Origin of the sequence: Cellulomonas sp. Leaf395 (assembly GCF_001424125.1) — a bacterium.
GTDB lineage: Bacteria > Actinomycetota > Actinomycetes > Actinomycetales > Cellulomonadaceae > Cellulomonas.
In genome coordinates, this window is record NZ_LMQI01000004.1 from 619044 (window position 1) to 635092 (window position 16049).

A 16049-nucleotide genomic window follows, 5' to 3' on the forward strand; every position below is an offset into this window, starting at 1 on the left:
GGAGTTGACCGTGTCCTCTGCAGCTCTCGACGCCTCGGCCACCGGCGCCCCCCCGCGCACCACGTCGGCCGAGGAGGTCCGGCGCGGCGAACGTGAGCGCCGCGCCCGTGACAACCGCATCGGCTGGGCGTTCGTCGCCCCGTTCGTCATCGTCTTCGTGATGTTCCTCATCTGGCCACTGGTCCACGGCTTCTACCTCAGCTTCACCGGGGAGAGCATCACCGGTGCGGGGGGCGAGCTCATCGGCCTCGACAACTACGTCGAGGCGGTGAACGACCCGATCATGTGGCGTTCCCTACTCAACACCCTGTGGTTCACGGTCCTGTCGACCGTGCCGCTGGTGGTCGTCGCGCTCATCCTGGCGCTGCTCGTGCATCAGGGGCTGCCCGGGCAGTGGCTCTGGCGGCTCTCGTTCTTCATGCCGTTCCTGCTGGCCTCGACGGTCGCGGCCCAGTTCTGGATCTGGATGTACAACCCGCAGCTCGGTCTCGTGAACTACCTGCTCGGGGCGGTGGGCGTCGAGCCGATCGCCTGGCTGCAGGACCCGCAGTGGGCGATGCTCGCGGTGGTGGTCATGACGCTGTGGTGGACGGTCGGGTTCAACTTCCTGCTCTACCTGACGGCCCTGCAGAACATCCCGGAGCAGCAGTACGAGGCGTCCGCGCTGGACGGTGCGGGCCGGTGGCGGCAGCTGCGGTCGATCACCGTCCCGCAGCTGGGGCCGACCACCGTGCTCATCGTGATCCTGCAGATCCTGGCCTCGCTGAAGGTCTTCGACCAGATCTACATCATGACGCAGGGCGGTCCCGGCGGCGTGACCCGGCCCGTCGTCCAGTACGTCTTCGAGACGGGCTTCACGGGCTACCGGTTCGGGTACGCGTCGTCGATCGCCTACATCTTCTTCGCCATCATCGTCATCATCTCGGTCGGCCAGATGCGACTGACGACTCGGAGGGGTGCCTGATGACCACCGCCGTGCAGAGCACACAGCCTGAGCCCGGATCTGTCGGCGCCCGTCCGTCCCGCGGCCGGTTCGCCGACAAGGCGGGTCTACGCATCGGCGAGCGCTTCGCCAGCCCCGGACGGATCGGCGCGATCGTCGCCCTCGTCGTCCTCGCGGTGTTCTGGCTCCTGCCGTTCCTCTGGGCCGTCGCCACGTCGTTCAAGTCCGAGACGTCGGCCGCCGCCACGCCCGTGTCCTGGCTGCCGCCCGACGGCTTCACCACCGACGCGTACGCGAACGTGCTGCGGGAGGGGAACATCCCCCTCTGGACCTGGAACAGCCTGGTGACCGCCACGGCGATCACCCTCATCACCCTCGCGGTGACGGCCCTGGCCGCCTACGCGTTCTCGCGGCTCGACTTCACCGGCCGGCGCTGGCTGTTCTGGGGGATCATCGCGTCGATCATCATCCCGCCGCAGGTGCTGATCGTGCCCCTGTTCTACGAGATGCTCACCCTCAACCTCGTGGACACGTACTGGGCGATAATCCTGCCCCAGGTGGTCCACCCGGCCATGGTGTTCATCCTGAAGAAGTTCTTCGACCAGGTCCCCGTCGAGCTCGAGGACGCGGCACGCATCGACGGCGCCGGCCGGCTGCGCGTCTTCTGGTCGATCGTGCTGCCGCTGTCGCGGCCGATCCTGGCAGCCGTGGCGATCTTCGTGTTCATCGGGGCATGGAACAACTTCCTGTGGCCGTTCATCGCCACCAGTGATGCGTCCCTGATGACCATGCCCGTCGGTCTGCAGACGGTGAAGAGCGCCTACGGCCTGCAGTACGCGCAGGTCATGGCCTCCGCCGTGCTCGCTGCGCTCCCGCTGGTCGTGGTGTTCCTGTTCTTCCAGCGCCAGATCATCAAGGGCTTCGCCACCACCGGCTTCGGCGGTCAGTGATGTCGAAGGCACGCGTCACGCTCGACCGCGACTTCGTCGTCGGGGAGGTGCCCCGCCGGATCTTCGGGTCGTTCGTCGAGCACATGGGCCGGTGCGTCTACACCGGCATCTTCGAGCCAGGCCACCCGACGGCCGACGACCAGGGATTCCGCCGCGACGTCCTCGACCTGGTCAAAGAGCTGGGCGCGACGGTCGTCCGGTACCCCGGGGGCAACTTCGTCTCCGGGTACGCGTGGGAGGACGGCGTCGGTCCGGACCGGCCGCGGCGGCTGGACGGCGCCTGGCACACGGTCGAGACGAACGCGTTCGGGCTGCACGAGTTCGTCGACTGGGCCCGCGTGGCCGGCGTCGAGGTCATGGAGGCCGTGAACCTGGGCACCCGTGGGGTCGAGGAGGCGCGCCGGCTCGTCGAGTACGCCAACCACCCGGGCGGCACGGAGCTGTCGGACCTGCGGCGCACGAACGGCCACGAGGACCCGTTCGACATCCGGCTGTGGTGCCTGGGCAACGAGATGGACGGCCCGTGGCAGATGGGTGCCAAGACGGCCGACGAGTACGGGCGGCTGGCGCAGGAGGCCGCCAAGGCGATGCGGCTGGTGGACCCGCGGATCGAGCTGGTCGCGTGCGGCTCGTCGAACTCCGGCATGCCGACGTTCGGCGCGTGGGAGCAGACCGTGCTCGGGCACACGTACGACGAGGTGGACTACGTCTCGCTGCACGCGTACTACCAGGAGGACGACGGCGACCATGCGAGCTTCCTGGCCAGCGCCGTGGACATGGACTACTTCATCGAGTCGGTGGTGGCGACGGCCGACGCGGTCCGGGCGAAGGGGAAGCACAAGAAGCACATCGACCTCTCGTTCGACGAGTGGAACGTCTGGTACCAGACCGGTCGCGACACCGAGGACCAGCCGCACGTGATCGAGCGGGCCGGCGTCTGGAAGGAGCACCCACGGATCATCGAGGACGAGTACTCGGTGACCGACGCCGTCGTCGTCGGCACGTTCCTGAACTCGCTGCTGCGCCATGGCGACCGCGTGAAGATCGCCAACCAGGCCCAGCTGGTCAACGTCATCGCGCCCATCCGCTCCGAGGAGGGCGGCCCCGCGTGGCGGCAGTCGATCTTCTGGCCGTTCGCACGCATGGCAGCACTCGCCCGCGGGGTCATCCTCCGCACGGCCGTGACGTCGGACCGCTACGACACGGCGAAGTTCGACTCGGTCGACCTGGTCGACGTGTCGGCCACGTGGGACGAGGAGCACGGCCGCGTCGCGCTCTTCCTGGCGCACCGGGGTCTCGACGAGGACGCGGAGGTCACGGTCGACCTGCGCGGCTGGACGGCCGGTCAGGTCAGGCGTGCGGAGGTGCTGACCGTGCCCGAGGGCGGCGACCGGCACACCACGAACTCGCAGGACGCCCAGGACCGCGTCGGCCTCCGCCCGGTCGACGGGGTGCGGGCGCAGGACGGCGTCGTGAGCCTGCGGCTGCCCCCGCTGTCGTGGGCCGTGGTCGAGCTGGAGGTCACGCCGGCCTGACGGGCACAGCTACGGTGGCGCCCGTGGACGAGGAGCGCGCAGAGGTCGGGGTCGGCCCGTGGGTGGGTGAGTGGCCTGTGCTCGACAGCGCTGGCGCGCCCCTCGACCCCCGGTACGACCCCGAGCTGCTGGCGCACGGCGACCGGCGCAACGTCGTCGACGCCTACCGGTACTGGAGCCTCGAGGCGATCGTCGCCGACCTCGACACCCGCCGGCACCCGTTCCACGTGGCCATCGAGAACTGGGCCCACGACATGAACATCGGCTCGGTCGTCCGCACCGCCAACGCGTTCCTCGCGGCCGAGGTGCACATCGTCGGCAACCGCCGCTGGAACCGTCGCGGGGCCATGGTCACCGACCGCTACCAGCACGTCCGCCACCATCCGTCGGTCGGCGACCTGCTGGCCTGGGCGTCCGACGAGGGACTGCCGGTGCTCGGCATCGACAACCTGCCGGGCTCGGTGGCTCTGGAGGGCTACCCGCTACCGCGGGCCTGCGTCCTGCTGTTCGGGCAGGAGTCCGTCGGCCTGTCCGACGCGGCCCGGGCCTCCGCCGTAGACGTCCTGCACATCGCCCAGTTCGGCTCGACCCGCTCGATCAACGCGGGTGCTGCGGCTGCGATCGCCATGCACGCCTGGATCAGCCGCCACGCGTCGCCAGGTGTCCAGGGGTAGAACGTCCCAGGCGTCGGGCTGTGCAGGCGTGCCAGAATCGGTGCGATACCCCCTCCCCTCTACGCGCAGGAGATGCTGCAGATGGCCATCGCCACCCCCGAGGTCTACGCCGAGATGATCGACCGGGCGAAGGCGGGCAAGTTCGCCTACCCGGCCGTGAACGTCACGTCGTCCCAGAGCGTCACCGCCGCGCTGCAGGGCTTCGCCGAGGCGGAGTCCGACGGCATCATCCAGGTGTCGGTCGGCGGCGCCGAGTACGCGGCCGGCTCGACGGTCAAGGACCGCATCGCCGGCTCGCTGGCCCTCGCGGCGTACGCGGCCGAGGTGGCCAAGGGCTACCCGATCACCGTCGCGCTGCACACCGACCACTGCGCCAAGCAGAACCTCGACTCCTGGGTGCGGCCGCTGCTCGCGCTCGAGATCGAGCAGGTCAAGGCCGGCAAGCTCCCCACGTTCCAGTCGCACATGTGGGACGGCTCGTCCGTGCCGCTGGACGAGAACCTGGTCATCGCCGAGGAGCTCCTGGACCTCTCCGTGAAGGCCCGCACGATCCTCGAGATCGAGGTCGGCGTCGTCGGTGGCGAGGAGGACGGCCACACGGCCGAGATCAACGACAAGCTGTACACGACCGTCGAGGACGGCCTTGCCACCGTCAGGGCGCTCGGCGCGGGCGAGAAGGGCCGCTACCTGACGGCCCTGACGTTCGGCAACGTGCACGGCGTGTACAAGCCCGGCGCGGTCAAGCTGCGTCCGTCGATCCTCGCGGAGATCCAGAAGGCCGTCGGCGAGGCCATCGGCAAGGAGAACCCGTTCGACCTGGTCTTCCACGGCGGGTCCGGCTCCACCGAGGCCGAGATCTCCGAGGCCGTCGACAACGGCGTCATCAAGATGAACATCGACACGGACACGCAGTACGCGTTCAGCCGTCCGGTGGCGGACCACTTCTTCCGCAACTACGACGGTGTGCTCAAGGTCGACGGCGAGGTGGGCAACAAGAAGGCCTACGACCCGCGCGCCTGGGGCAAGCTCGCCGAGGCCGGCATGGCCCAGCGGATCGCGGAGGCCTCGCGCCAGCTCCGCTCGGCCGGGCACACGCTCGGCGCCTGACCCCAGACACACGAAAGGGCCCCCTCGCGGGGGCCCTTTCGTGTGTCAGCTGGTGGTGTCGCCCATCGGCTGGAACTCGGACTCGTCGCCCTCGACCACGTCCAGGAGCTCACCGATCCGCGTGACCTCGAGCAGGAACCGCACGGTGGGCGGTACCCGGAGGAGGCGGACCCGGTGCTGCGACCGGATGGAGAGGCGTGCCAGGAAGGCGACTCCTGAGGAGTCCATGAACGTCACGTGGTGAGCGTCCACCTCGATGGGCAGGCCCACCTGCTCGGCCTCCGCCGTCGCTTCCTGCAGCTCGGGACCGAGGTCGGCGTCGATCTCGCCCGAGAGCACGATGCGGGTGGCATCCGTCCCCACGATGACCTGTACCGCCCCTGGTTCGCCGACGACCCCTGCACCCTGATCGACCCGCGAGACGTCCGCAGGCCCGTCCGGGATCGTGCTGTTACCGTCGCGCACGGCGTTCCTTTCAGCTTCTTCCGGCAGGCACGCGCCGCTTCTCGACGACGTGCCTGTTCGGAACGCTAGACGATCGGAGGTAGTGGTGGTCAACTCCCACGCCTCGCCGTTTCCCGATCACGCCCTCGCCGACGTCCGCGACCGCGCCCTGAAGGCGACGTCCGTCCCCATGGCACTGCTGGACGCGACGGCGGCGAACCTGCCCGTGATCTGGGTGAACGACGCTTTCGAGCGGGTCACCGGCTACGGCCTGGACGAGGCGCGGCGCCGCCAGACGGCGATCCTGGGGGAGACCACGCTCCAGGAAGCCGACCGGGTCCGGTTGCAGGAGGGACTGCGTGCCGGGCGGGAGATCGTCCACACGATCGTCCTGCGCCGCGCGGACGGCACCCAGCTCGCGTGCCGCGCGAACCTCTCGCCGGTCCGCGCCGGCGGTGACGGGCCCCTGACCCACTGGGTCGCCGCGCTCCAGGACCTGACCGAGCAGCTGTCGCACGACGCCGAGCAGGCGGCGATGGTGGAGGCGGAGCGCCGCGAGCGGCGCAGCCTCGGGCTCATCGCGCAGGTCTCGGACCTCCTGATGGACGTCGACGACCCGCGCGCGCTCCGCGAGATCGCCACGATGCTGCGTCGGGCCGTCGTCGGCTGGGCGGCGTTCTACCTCAACGACGGCGGTCTGCGTGTGGCCGACGGGATCGACGCGGGACGCCCGCCCACCGGGAAGGGCGCGCGGCACGGGGAGGGCCCTGCCGTGCAGGACCGCGGGCCCGACGCCGTCCAGCAGCTCCTCGACGCCGAGACCGACCGGCCTGTCGAGCTCGCGCTCGGCACGTCCTACGGCCTCGGGACCGCGTCGGCGTGGCTTGCCCAGCACGCGGAAGCCGAGCTGGGCGCCTATGACGCCGGCCCCACGGACGGCGACCGTCGTTCTGTCCTCGTCTTCCCGCTGCCCGGCCGCCGCCGGGTGCTCGGGGTGCTCGTCGTGCACGCGCGTGACGGCCGCGGGCTGCACGACCTGGAGCCGTCCGTGCGCACGGTCCTGGACCTGACGGCCCGCCGCGTCGGGCTGGTCATCGACAACGCGCGCCTCTACGACCGTGAGCACCGCCTGGCCGAGACGCTCCAGCGCGCGATGCTCCCGGAGCAGGCCGAGGTCGACGGCCTCGACGTATGGACCTACTACGCGCCGAACTCCGAGAACGCCCAGGTGGGCGGCGACTGGTACGACGTGCTCCAGGTCACTCAGGACGTCGTCGGAGTGGTCATCGGGGACGTCGTCGGTCACGACGTCGAGGCGGCCGCGTCGATGGGCCAGCTGCGCTCGGTGGTCCGCTCCTACATCTTCGACATCACGACGCCCGGCCCGGTGCTGGAACGGGTCGACCAGCTGGTCGCCGGCATGCGGGTGCCGCGCCCGGCGAGCCTGGTCCTGTCCACCCTGACGCGCTCCGACGGCGGGTGGCGGCTGCAGTACTCGCGGGCGGGTCACCTGCCCGCCCTCCTGGTCCGGTCGGGCCAGGTCACCCTGCTCGATGCGGCCGGCGGGCCGCTGATCGGCTTCGGCGGCGTGCCCCGGGGCACGGGTGCGCTCGACCTCGAGCCGGGTGACGTCGTCATCTACTACACGGACGGCCTCATCGAGCGACGCGACCGTGGCATGCGCGACGGGCTCCTTGCGCTGTCGGCGGTGGCCGCGGCCGTCACCGCGCGGGATGCGGCGGGAGTCGGCGAGGAGCTGCTGTCCCGGCTCGCGGACCACCCGGAGGACGACGTCGCCGTCGTGGTCGTCCGTGTGCCGTCGCCCCTGGACACCTCCGAGCGGACGCGCAGCCCCCGTCGGCGGCGCTGGTCGCTGCCGAGCGAGGCGGCGTCCATCGGGCGTGCGCGGCACGCGGTGGTGCGGACCTGCCAGGCGTGGGGGATCGAGGACGCGGCGAACGCCGAGCTGGTGGTCTCCGAGCTGGTCGCCAACGCCGTGCTGCACGGGTTCGGGCACGTGTCGCTCCAGCTCTACGACACCGGGGACGGACTGCGCATCGAGGTCGAGGACGCCAACCCCGCACCGCCGGTCACCACCGACGGGCACCCCGGGCGGGTCGGGGGCTTCGGTATGCAGATCGTCGAGCGGCTCGCGGACTGGGGATGGCGTCAGTCGCGCGGCGGCAAGCTGGTGTGGGCGAAGGTGCGACCGGGGTCGATGCCCACGGACGGCCAGTAGGCGCCCGCGTCAGGCAGGCGCCGAGGCGCCGTCGGGACGGCGGAAGTCGGACTGCTCGACGGTGGACTCGCACCGGTGGTCCGCGTCGATGCGGAACAGGTCGAGGGCGCCGCAGATCTCGATGACGAACAGGTCCCGCGGGTTCGCGCCCCGAAGCACGGTCGCGCCGCCACGCTTGCGCCCGGCATCCGCCAGAGAGATGAGGAACGCCGCACCCGTCGAGTCCATGAAGGTCACGCGGCACATGTCGATGGCCACCAGCTGGCGGCGCAGACCCACGACCCGCGCGGCGATCTCCGGGAACTGGTCGCGCTCAGCCAGGTCCAGGTCGCCGGCGATGGTCAGCGTCGTCGTCGTCGAAGACGTCGAGATCTCGATCATGGGCACCCTGTCTGGAGGGGGGAGGTGCGCGCCGAACAGCGGTCCAGGTCGGCGGCACGACTGTAGTCGGGCTCTCAGGGCGTCGCACGCCGTGGGGGACACTGGGCGCATGAGCCACGAGAACCTGCTGGACGGTCCCGCCCCGACGCTGCTGCCCGCCGACGGCCCGGACGGCGACGCCCGCGCTGCCCTGAGCAGCGGATCCACCCCGCGCGAGGCTGTCGCCGCAGCACCGGCGGCGTCGATCCTGTGGGCGCTGCTGGCGGAGAACGCCCTCGCGGACGACGGCGACCCGGTGGCCGCCTACGCCTACGCGCGCACGGGCTACCACCGCGGTCTCGACGCGCTGCGCCGCGCGGGCTGGCACGGCCGCGGCCCGATCCCCGTGGACCACGAGCCCAACCACGGCTTCCTGCGCGCCCTGCTCGCCCTCGCCGCGGCGGCCGAGGCGATCGGGGAGTCCGAGGAGGCCGAGCGGTGCTCGACCTTCCTGGTGGACAGCGGGACCTCTGCCGAAGAGGTCGCAAACCTGCGCTGACATGAGCTGACCTGATCGGGCTCTTCACGTTCCGATACCCTCTCGGAGGTACTGGGTCACTGTCGCCCGGTGCTCGTGCCCTCTCCACGGGTGCGCACCGTAGGCAGGGTGGGAGTGGTGATCTGGATGCCGGCCGTCGTGGTGCTCGGGGCTCAGTGGGGTGACGAGGGCAAGGGCAAGGCGACCGACCAGCTCGGCTCGCGCACGGACTACGTCGTGAAGTTCAACGGCGGGAACAACGCGGGCCACACGGTCGTGATCGACGGTGAGAAGTACGCCCTGCACCTGCTTCCCTCCGGGATCCTCTCGCCCGGTGTCGTCCCCGTCATCGGCAACGGCGTCGTCGTGGACATCGACGTGCTGTTTGAAGAGATCGACGCTCTCGAGGCGCGCGGCGTCGACACCTCGGCCCTGCGGGTGTCCTCGGCCGCGCACGTCATCGCGCCGTACAACCGCACGCTCGACAAGGTCACCGAGCGGTTCCTGGGGAAGCGCCGCATCGGCACCACCGGCCGCGGCATCGGCCCCGCGTACTCCGACAAGATCAACCGCGTCGGCATCCGCATCCAGGACCTGTTCGACGAGAAGATCCTGCGGGAGAAGGTCGAGGGCGCCCTCGACCAGAAGAACCACCTGCTGGTGAAGGTCTACAACCGCCGGGCCATCACGGTCGACGAGACGGTCGAGGACCTGCTGCGCCACGCCGACCGCCTGCACCCGCTGGTCGCGGACACCCCCCTGCTGCTCAACACCGCGCTGGACGAGGGCAAGACGCTCGTCTTCGAGGCGGGTCAGGCCACCATGCTCGACGTCGACCACGGCACGTACCCGTTCGTCACGTCCTCGTCGGCCACGGCCGGCGGCGCGTGCACGGGCTCGGGCGTGGGGCCGACGAGGATCGACCGCGTCGTCGCCGTCGCCAAGGCGTACACCACCCGCGTGGGCGAAGGGCCGTTCCCCACGGAGCTGCTCGACGACGACGGTGAGTGGCTGCGGCAGACCGGCGGGGAGTTCGGCACCACCACCGGCCGCCCGCGTCGCACCGGCTGGTACGACGCAGTCGTGGTCCGCTACGCCAGCCGCGTCAACGGCCTCACCGACCTGGTGGTCACCAAGCTCGACGTGCTCACCGGCCGGGACAAGATCCCCGTCGCCGTGGCGTACGACGTCAAGGGGCGCCGGTTCGACGAGATGCCGTACGACCAGTCGGACTTCCACCACGCGACGCCGGTCTACGAGTACCTCGACGGCTGGTCCGAGGACATCTCGGGTGCCCGTGAGTTCGACGACCTCCCGGCCGCCGCGCAGCGCTACCTGCTGCGGCTCGAGGAGATCTCCGGCGCCCGTATCTCCTCGATCGGCGTCGGTCCCGGCCGCGAGGCCACGATCGTCCGCCACGAGCTGCTCAGCTGACACCATCCGCCAGGCGGGCGTGCAGGTGCGCGTCGTGGCGGCCGTCGCTCTGGAGGTAGGCCCCGCGCTTGGTCCCCTCGAGTGGGAACCCGGCGCGGGTGGCCACCTGGCAGGAAGCCGTGTTCTGAGTCGCGTGATCGACCTGGATCCGGTGCAGACCCACAGTCTCGAAGCCCCAGGTGGCGACGGCCCGCAGCGCGGTCGGCGCGATCCGGCGGCCGCGGGCGCCCGGCAGCACCCAGTAGGAGACCTCCGAGATGCCGTCTCCGTGCTCGAACGTGCGCAGGCTGATCTGCCCGACGGGCTCGTCGTCGATCGTGATCGCCCAACCGGCGCCCGTCTCCGCCTGCCATCGCCCGGCCCAGTGGGCGACCCACGCGGCCGCCTCGTCGGCATCCATGGACCGGTCGTGCCAGTGGCGGATGTCCGGGTCGGCATAGGCCTCGACGACCGTGGGCTCGTCGCCGGCCCGCCACGGTCGGAGCACCAGCGCGTCCGAGCGGAGGACGGGCTGCGGGAGGCGGCGGATGCTGCCGGGCGCGATCGCGGGCGGGGCAAGACGGGGCACGCGGCCAGTATGGCGACGATCAGACGGCCGCGGGGACCCTCTCGACAACGGGCAGCTCGAGCTCCGTGACCATGCGCTGGCGGACGACCGCGACGGGATACGCGATGGCCACGAGGCACAGCGCCGTCGCGCCGACGAACACGGCAGGTAGACCCCACTGCTCCGCGACGAGCCCGCCGAGCAGAGCCCCGACCGGCATGAGCCCGTAGGCCAGCGTCCGTCCGGCGCCGCCCACCCGGCCGAGCATCCCCGGGGCCACCATGCGCTGACGCATCGACTGGGAGATGACGTTCCCGTTGGTGTTGGTGAATCCGAGCAGGAACACCGCGGCCGCGATGGCCGGCACCGTGGGCACCAGGACGGGGACCAGGAGGAGCAGCGAGTTCAGGATCCAGCAGCCCAGCAGCAGCCGGACCTCGGGGATGCGGCGGCTCAGCGGCTCGGCCGCGAGCGAGCCGAGCACCGCGCCGACGGCCAGCCCCGCGACCACCAGGGGGTAGTGCGCGGGTTCGAGGCCGACGCGGGACCCGGGTCCCACCATCCAGAGCACGAACACCGCGAAGTAGCCGGTGTTCGCCATGTTCAGCACGCTCCCGGCCACGAGCAGAGGCCGGAGCACGGGGTGCCGGACGAGGAAGGCGACGCCCTCGCGGACCTCGGTGGTGGCCGAACGCTTCTGGGTCGCGGCGTGCTTGTACGTCCCGGGGATCCGGGTGGCGACGATCAGCAGCGCGAGCACGCCGAGGCCCGCCGGGACGCCGAACACCCAGCCGGCGCCGAGCGCGAGCATGGCGCCGGCGACAGGTCCGCCGACGAACGCGGCCATGACCTGCTGCGCGGCGAGCGTCCGCCCGTTCGCCGCCTCGAGGCGGGAGCGCGGCACGAGGTCCGGGACCAGCGCCGATCCGGCGAGGTCGACGAACACGTCGGTCACCCCGTAGAGCAGCACCACCACGGTCAGCGCGGGCATGGTCATCTGCCCGGAGACGACCAACCAGACGGCGACCCCGAGCAGGACCGCGCGGGCGGCGAGGCCGACCACCTGGGTGTGCTTGCGGTCGCGCCGGTCGACGACCACCCCGGCGGCGAGGCCGCACACCAGCCAGGGGAGCCACGCCGCGGCGGTGAGCAGCGCGATCTGGCCGGGGGAGCGCGTGAGCGTCAGGGCGTACAGCGGGACGCCGGTCTGCACGATGCCGTCGCCGAGGTTGGCCATCCCCGTCGCCGTCAGGTGCGCGGTGAACCGGCGGCCGAGGGGTTCGCGCGTGGCGGCAGGCTCGCTCATGGTGGACTCCCGATACGATCGAAGAGAAAATTCTGCAAAGACAACTCTGCAAAGGTATCTCTGCAAATGACCGATAACAACCCCCTGCCGTTCCGGGCCCGCGCCATCGGGCCGGAGGAGCTGAAGGCCTTGGCGCATCCCCTGCGGATGGCGATGTACGACTACCTGTCCGAGCACGGGTCGGCCACGGCCAGCCAGCTCGGCCGGCACCTGGGGGAGAGCAGCGGGCAGACGAGCTACCACCTGCGTCAGCTGGAGAAGCACGGGTTCGTCGAGGACGACCCCGCACACGAGCGGGGCCGGGACCGGTGGTGGCGCGCGGTCGGGTACAGCCTCGACGGCCGGGACATGCTGCGGGACCCGCGGACGGCCGACGCCGCCAAGGCGCTGCTCCAGGGGGTCGTCGCCGAGCGCGCCCAGGTGCTCCAGCGGTGGCTGTCCACGGGGGACACGCCGGAGTGGGAGGCCGCGTCGCTCAACGACCGGACGACGGCGGACCTGACCCTCGAGGAGATGCAGCACGTCGTGCTCGCGGTGCAGGAGATCGTCGACGACGCCGTCAAGCAGGCCAAGGCGCGCAAGGCCGCCGGACAGACGGAGGGGCGGCGGCGCGTGCGCATCTACGTCGACGCGCTCCCCCTGCCGATCGACGAGGCCGTCTGAGTTGTGCAGATCGCAAGAATCGCGGATGTTTCACGTGTGAGGTGATGGAATCCGACGGCCGGGAGGTCCACGGTGGAAGGACGTGATTCTTTCCCGGAGGTTGTCATGACGCTCGTCGAGCACCACCCGTCCTTCGACCTGGCCCCGGTCGCTGTCCCCGCAGCTCCGGGCGCCCAGCGGCACGCGGCGCTGCTGGCATGGGTCGGTGCGGTCGCGGCGCTCACCGAGCCCGACGAGGTCGTCTGGGTCGACGGCTCCCCGGAGCAGGCGTCGGCGCTGGTCGAGGGCATGGTCGATGCCGGGACGCTCATCCGGCTCGACGACGAGCTGCGGCCGAACAGCTACCTGGCGCGCTCTGACCCGTCCGACGTCGCCCGGGTCGAGGACCGCACGTTCATCTGCTCGGTCGACCCCGACGACGCCGGGCCGACCAACCACTGGCGCGAGCCGCACGTCATGCGCGCCGAGCTGGCGGGGGTGTTCGCCGGGTCGATGCGCGGCCGGACCATGTACGTCGTCCCGTTCTCGATGGGCCCCCTGGGCGGACCGATCTCGCAGCTGGGCGTGCAGGTCACCGACTCGCCGTACGTCGTCGTGAGCATGCGGGTGATGACGAGGGTCGGTACCGCCGCGCTGGACCTCCTAGGGACCGACGGCGACTTCGTCCCCGCGGTTCACTCGGTGGGTGCACCCCTCGAGCCCGGCCAGCGCGACGTCCCCTGGCCGTGCAGCTCCACGAAGTACATCTCGCACTTCCCCGAGACGCGGGAGATCTGGTCGTACGGCTCGGGCTACGGCGGCAACGCGCTGCTGGGCAAGAAGTGCTTCGCGCTGCGGATCGCGTCGGTCATGGCGCGCGACGAGGGCTGGCTCGCCGAGCACATGCTGGTGCTGCGCGTGACCTCGCCGACCGGGCGGGTGTCGCACGTCGCCGCCGCGTTCCCGTCCGCGTGCGGGAAGACCAACCTCGCGATGCTCCGGCCGACCATCCCGGGCTGGCGGGTCGAGACGATCGGCGACGACATCGCGTGGCTACGTCCTGGCGGGCCGGGCACCGACGGGCGGCTGCGGGCGATCAACCCGGAGGCCGGCTTCTTCGGGGTCGCGCCGGGCACTGGAGAGGCTACGAACCCGGCCGCCGTCGCGACCCTGTCGCACGACGTCATCTTCACCAACGTCGCGCTGACGGACGACGGCGACGTGTGGTGGGAGGGCCTGACGGACACCCCGCCGGACCACCTCACGGACTGGCAGGGGCGGGACTGGACGCCGGAGTCGCCGGAACCGGCCGCCCACCCGAACAGCCGGTTCACCGTCGCCGCGGACCAGTGCCCGACCATCGCCGACTCGTGGGACTCGCCCGAGGGCGTGCCGATCGACGCCATCTGGTTCGGCGGTCGGCGGGCCACCAACGTCCCCCTGGTCGCGCAGGCGCGGGACTGGTCGCACGGCGTGTTCCTGGGCGCGACGATCGCGTCCGAGCAGACCGCCGCCGCCGAGGGGCCCGTCGGAACCCTGCGTCGCGACCCCTTCGCCATGCTCCCGTTCTGCGGCTACAACATGGCCGACCACTGGGGCCACTGGCTCCGGCTCGGCGCGCAGCTGTCCGCCCGCGGCATCCCGCTGCCCGCGGTCTTCGGCGTCAACTGGTTCCGCAAGGGCGCCGATGGGTCCTACCTCTGGCCCGGCTTCGGGGAGAACGCGCGGGTGCTGGCCTGGGCGCTCCAGCGGCTCGACGGGTCGGTGGAGGGGACCGACTCGCCGATCGGCGTTCTCCCCGCCGAGGGCGAGCTGGACCTGAGCGGGCTGGACCTCGCGCCGGGCACGCTGGAGCAGCTGCTCGCGGTCGACCCCGCCGCGTGGCTCGCGGAGTGTGACCTGACCGAGGAGTTCTTCGCGCAGTTCGGTGACCGGCTGCCGGTGGCGATGGTCGACGAGCTGGACGCACTGCGAGCACGTCTGCGGGCGGCCGAACCCTCCCGGTAGGCTCCCGGCCCGTGAAGATCCTCGTCGTCGGCACCGGTGCCCGTGAGCACGCGCTGGTGCGCGCGCTGTCCCTCGACCCGGCGGTCACCGCGCTGCACGCCGCCCCGGGCAACCCCGGCATCGGGGCTCTCGCCACGCTGCACGCCGTCGACCAGCTGGACGGGTCCGCCGTCGCGACGCTGGCCACCAGGCTCGAGGCGGACCTCGTCGTCGTCGGGCCCGAGGCTCCGCTGGTCGCGGGCGTCGCGGACGCCGTGCGTGCCGTCGGGATCCCCGTCTTCGGTCCGTCCGCGGCAGGCGCGCGGCTCGAGGGCTCCAAGGCGTTCGCCAAGGAGGTCATGGCCGCCGCGGGCGTGCCCACGGCCGAGCCGCGGGTGGCGACGACGATCGAGGAGGCCGCCGCTGGTCTCGACGCGTTCGGCGCCCCCTACGTGGTCAAGGACGACGGGCTCGCCGCGGGCAAGGGTGTCGTGGTGACCCACGACCGCGCCGAGGCGCTGGCCCACGCGCAGGCGTGCCTGGCCAAGCCCGACGGCCGCATCGTCATCGAGGACTACCTCGACGGCCCCGAGATCTCGCTGTTCGTCCTGTCCGACGGCGTCGACGTCGTCCCGCTGGTCCCCGCGCAGGACTTCAAGCGCGCGCACGACGGCGACGAGGGCCCCAACACCGGCGGGATGGGCGCGTACTCGCCCCTGCCGTGGGCGCCCGCGGACCTGGTGGATGAGGTGGTCGAACGCGTCGCGCGGCCCACGATCGCCGAGATGGCGCGCCGCGGCACCCCGTTCTCCGGCGTCCTCTACGTCGGGCTCGCGCTCACGTCGTCCGGGCTGAAGGTCGTCGAGTTCAACGCCCGGTTCGGGGACCCCGAGACGCAGGTCGTGCTGGCCCGGCTCGAGACGCCGCTGGCCGCCGTGCTGCTCGCCTCCGCGACGGGGACGCTCGGTACCCTGCCCCGGCTGCGGTGGCGCGACGACGCGGCGGTGACGGTCGTCATCGCCTCGGGCGGGTACCCCGGCGCCGTCCGCTCCGGCGACCCGATCACCGGGACGGAGGACGCCGAGGCGCTCCCCGGCGTGCACGTCCTGCACGCCGGCACGGCCCTCCAGCTCAACGCAGCGGGTGACGACGACGACGCGATCGACGGCGCGCACCTCGTCTCCGCGGGCGGCCGCGTGCTGTCCGTCGTCGGCGTCGGCCCCGACCTCGCCGCCGCCCGTGCCGCCGCCTACGCGGGCGTCCAGGAGATCGACCTGCCGTTCTCGCACCACCGCTCGGACATCGCCGCGGCGGTGGCGGACGTCCCGCTGGTCTGAGGCGTTG

General features: G+C 71.6%; 15 protein-coding genes. 11 read left to right on the forward strand and 4 right to left on the reverse strand.

Annotation, left to right across the window (positions count from 1 at the left end; translation table 11 throughout):
* Positions 1-4 precede the first annotated feature (4 nt).
* From ASG23_RS14335 to fbaA, 5 genes are all read left to right on the forward strand, one after another.
* Positions 5-964, forward strand: a complete 960-nt coding sequence (locus tag ASG23_RS14335) for a carbohydrate ABC transporter permease (RefSeq protein ID WP_442856819.1) — start codon at positions 5-7, stop codon at positions 962-964.
* Complete coding sequence (locus ASG23_RS14340; protein WP_082516195.1) at positions 964-1893, forward strand: carbohydrate ABC transporter permease; 930 nt, start codon at positions 964-966, stop codon at positions 1891-1893. Before ASG23_RS14335 ends, ASG23_RS14340 begins: the two co-directional genes overlap by 1 nt.
* A complete protein-coding gene (gene arfA, locus ASG23_RS14345; RefSeq protein ID WP_056026057.1) occupies positions 1893-3428 on the forward strand; it encodes an arabinosylfuranosidase ArfA in 1536 nt (511 codons plus the stop codon). The genes ASG23_RS14340 and arfA overlap by 1 nt, the downstream gene beginning before the upstream one ends.
* A 14-nt stretch (positions 3429-3442) precedes the next feature.
* Positions 3443-4102, forward strand: a complete 660-nt coding sequence (locus ASG23_RS14350) for a TrmH family RNA methyltransferase (RefSeq protein WP_442856820.1) — start codon at positions 3443-3445, stop codon at positions 4100-4102.
* A gap of 81 nt (positions 4103-4183) precedes the next feature.
* On the forward strand, positions 4184-5209 hold the full coding sequence (fbaA, locus tag ASG23_RS14355) for a class II fructose-bisphosphate aldolase (RefSeq protein ID WP_056026386.1): 1026 nt from the start codon (positions 4184-4186) through the stop codon (positions 5207-5209).
* 45 nt (positions 5210-5254) lie between these two features.
* Here fbaA and ASG23_RS14360 read toward each other — a convergent pair whose 3' ends face one another.
* A complete protein-coding gene (locus ASG23_RS14360; protein WP_056026059.1) occupies positions 5255-5674 on the reverse strand; it encodes an STAS domain-containing protein in 420 nt (139 codons plus the stop codon).
* Between the two features lie 85 nt (positions 5675-5759).
* Here ASG23_RS14360 and ASG23_RS14365 point away from each other — a divergent pair, with 85 nt between their 5' ends.
* Positions 5760-7892, forward strand: coding sequence for a SpoIIE family protein phosphatase (locus ASG23_RS14365; protein WP_056026389.1), 2133 nt, complete (start codon positions 5760-5762; stop codon positions 7890-7892).
* Positions 7893-7901: 9 nt separating this feature from the next.
* On the opposite strand, the gene ASG23_RS14370 is transcribed toward ASG23_RS14365, so the two are convergent.
* Entirely contained in the window at positions 7902-8273 is a 372-nt protein-coding gene (locus ASG23_RS14370) for an STAS domain-containing protein (RefSeq protein WP_056026061.1), read from the reverse strand.
* A gap of 109 nt (positions 8274-8382) precedes the next feature.
* On the opposite strand from ASG23_RS14370, the gene ASG23_RS14375 reads away from it, so the two are divergent.
* Together ASG23_RS14375 and ASG23_RS14380 are read left to right on the forward strand one after the other, a co-directional pair.
* On the forward strand, positions 8383-8811 hold the full coding sequence (locus ASG23_RS14375; RefSeq protein WP_056026063.1) for a DUF3151 family protein: 429 nt from the start codon (positions 8383-8385) through the stop codon (positions 8809-8811).
* 126 nt (positions 8812-8937) lie between these two features.
* Positions 8938-10224, forward strand: a complete 1287-nt coding sequence (locus ASG23_RS14380) for an adenylosuccinate synthase (RefSeq protein ID WP_056026392.1) — start codon at positions 8938-8940, stop codon at positions 10222-10224.
* On the opposite strand, the gene ASG23_RS14385 is transcribed toward ASG23_RS14380, so the two are convergent.
* Positions 10217-10792: a GNAT family N-acetyltransferase gene (locus tag ASG23_RS14385; protein ID WP_056026065.1), complete on the reverse strand. Its 576-nt coding sequence runs from the start codon at positions 10790-10792 to the stop codon at positions 10217-10219. The genes ASG23_RS14380 and ASG23_RS14385 overlap by 8 nt on opposite strands.
* A gap of 19 nt (positions 10793-10811) precedes the next feature.
* Positions 10812-12077, reverse strand: coding sequence for an MFS transporter (locus ASG23_RS14390; RefSeq protein WP_056026067.1), 1266 nt, complete (start codon positions 12075-12077; stop codon positions 10812-10814).
* Positions 12078-12143: 66 nt separating this feature from the next.
* Here ASG23_RS14390 and ASG23_RS14395 point away from each other — a divergent pair, with 66 nt between their 5' ends.
* The 3 genes from ASG23_RS14395 (at position 12144) to purD (ending at position 16042) form a co-directional block, all read left to right on the forward strand.
* Positions 12144-12740, forward strand: coding sequence for a helix-turn-helix domain-containing protein (locus ASG23_RS14395; protein ID WP_056026069.1), 597 nt, complete (start codon positions 12144-12146; stop codon positions 12738-12740).
* Between the two features lie 105 nt (positions 12741-12845).
* Positions 12846-14726, forward strand: a complete 1881-nt coding sequence (locus ASG23_RS14400) for a phosphoenolpyruvate carboxykinase (GTP) (protein WP_082516200.1) — start codon at positions 12846-12848, stop codon at positions 14724-14726.
* Positions 14727-14737: 11 nt separating this feature from the next.
* A complete protein-coding gene (gene purD / locus ASG23_RS14405) occupies positions 14738-16042 on the forward strand; it encodes a phosphoribosylamine--glycine ligase (protein ID WP_056026071.1) in 1305 nt (434 codons plus the stop codon).
* Positions 16043-16049: the final 7 nt, after the last annotated feature.

Coding starts and splice junctions, on each gene's coding strand:
- ASG23_RS14395 (WP_056026069.1), top strand. CDS start 12,144: ATGACCGATAACAACCCCCTGCCGTTCCGGGCCCGCGCCATCGGGCCG.
- ASG23_RS14375 (WP_056026063.1), top strand. CDS start 8,383: ATGAGCCACGAGAACCTGCTGGACGGTCCCGCCCCGACGCTGCTGCCC.
- ASG23_RS14370 (WP_056026061.1), bottom strand. CDS start 8,273: ATGATCGAGATCTCGACGTCTTCGACGACGACGACGCTGACCATCGCC.
- ASG23_RS14390 (WP_056026067.1), bottom strand. CDS start 12,077: ATGAGCGAGCCTGCCGCCACGCGCGAACCCCTCGGCCGCCGGTTCACC.
- fbaA (WP_056026386.1), top strand. CDS start 4,184: ATGGCCATCGCCACCCCCGAGGTCTACGCCGAGATGATCGACCGGGCG.
- ASG23_RS14340 (WP_082516195.1), top strand. CDS start 964: ATGACCACCGCCGTGCAGAGCACACAGCCTGAGCCCGGATCTGTCGGC.
- ASG23_RS14400 (WP_082516200.1), top strand. CDS start 12,846: ATGACGCTCGTCGAGCACCACCCGTCCTTCGACCTGGCCCCGGTCGCT.
- ASG23_RS14380 (WP_056026392.1), top strand. CDS start 8,938: ATGCCGGCCGTCGTGGTGCTCGGGGCTCAGTGGGGTGACGAGGGCAAG.
- arfA (WP_056026057.1), top strand. CDS start 1,893: ATGTCGAAGGCACGCGTCACGCTCGACCGCGACTTCGTCGTCGGGGAG.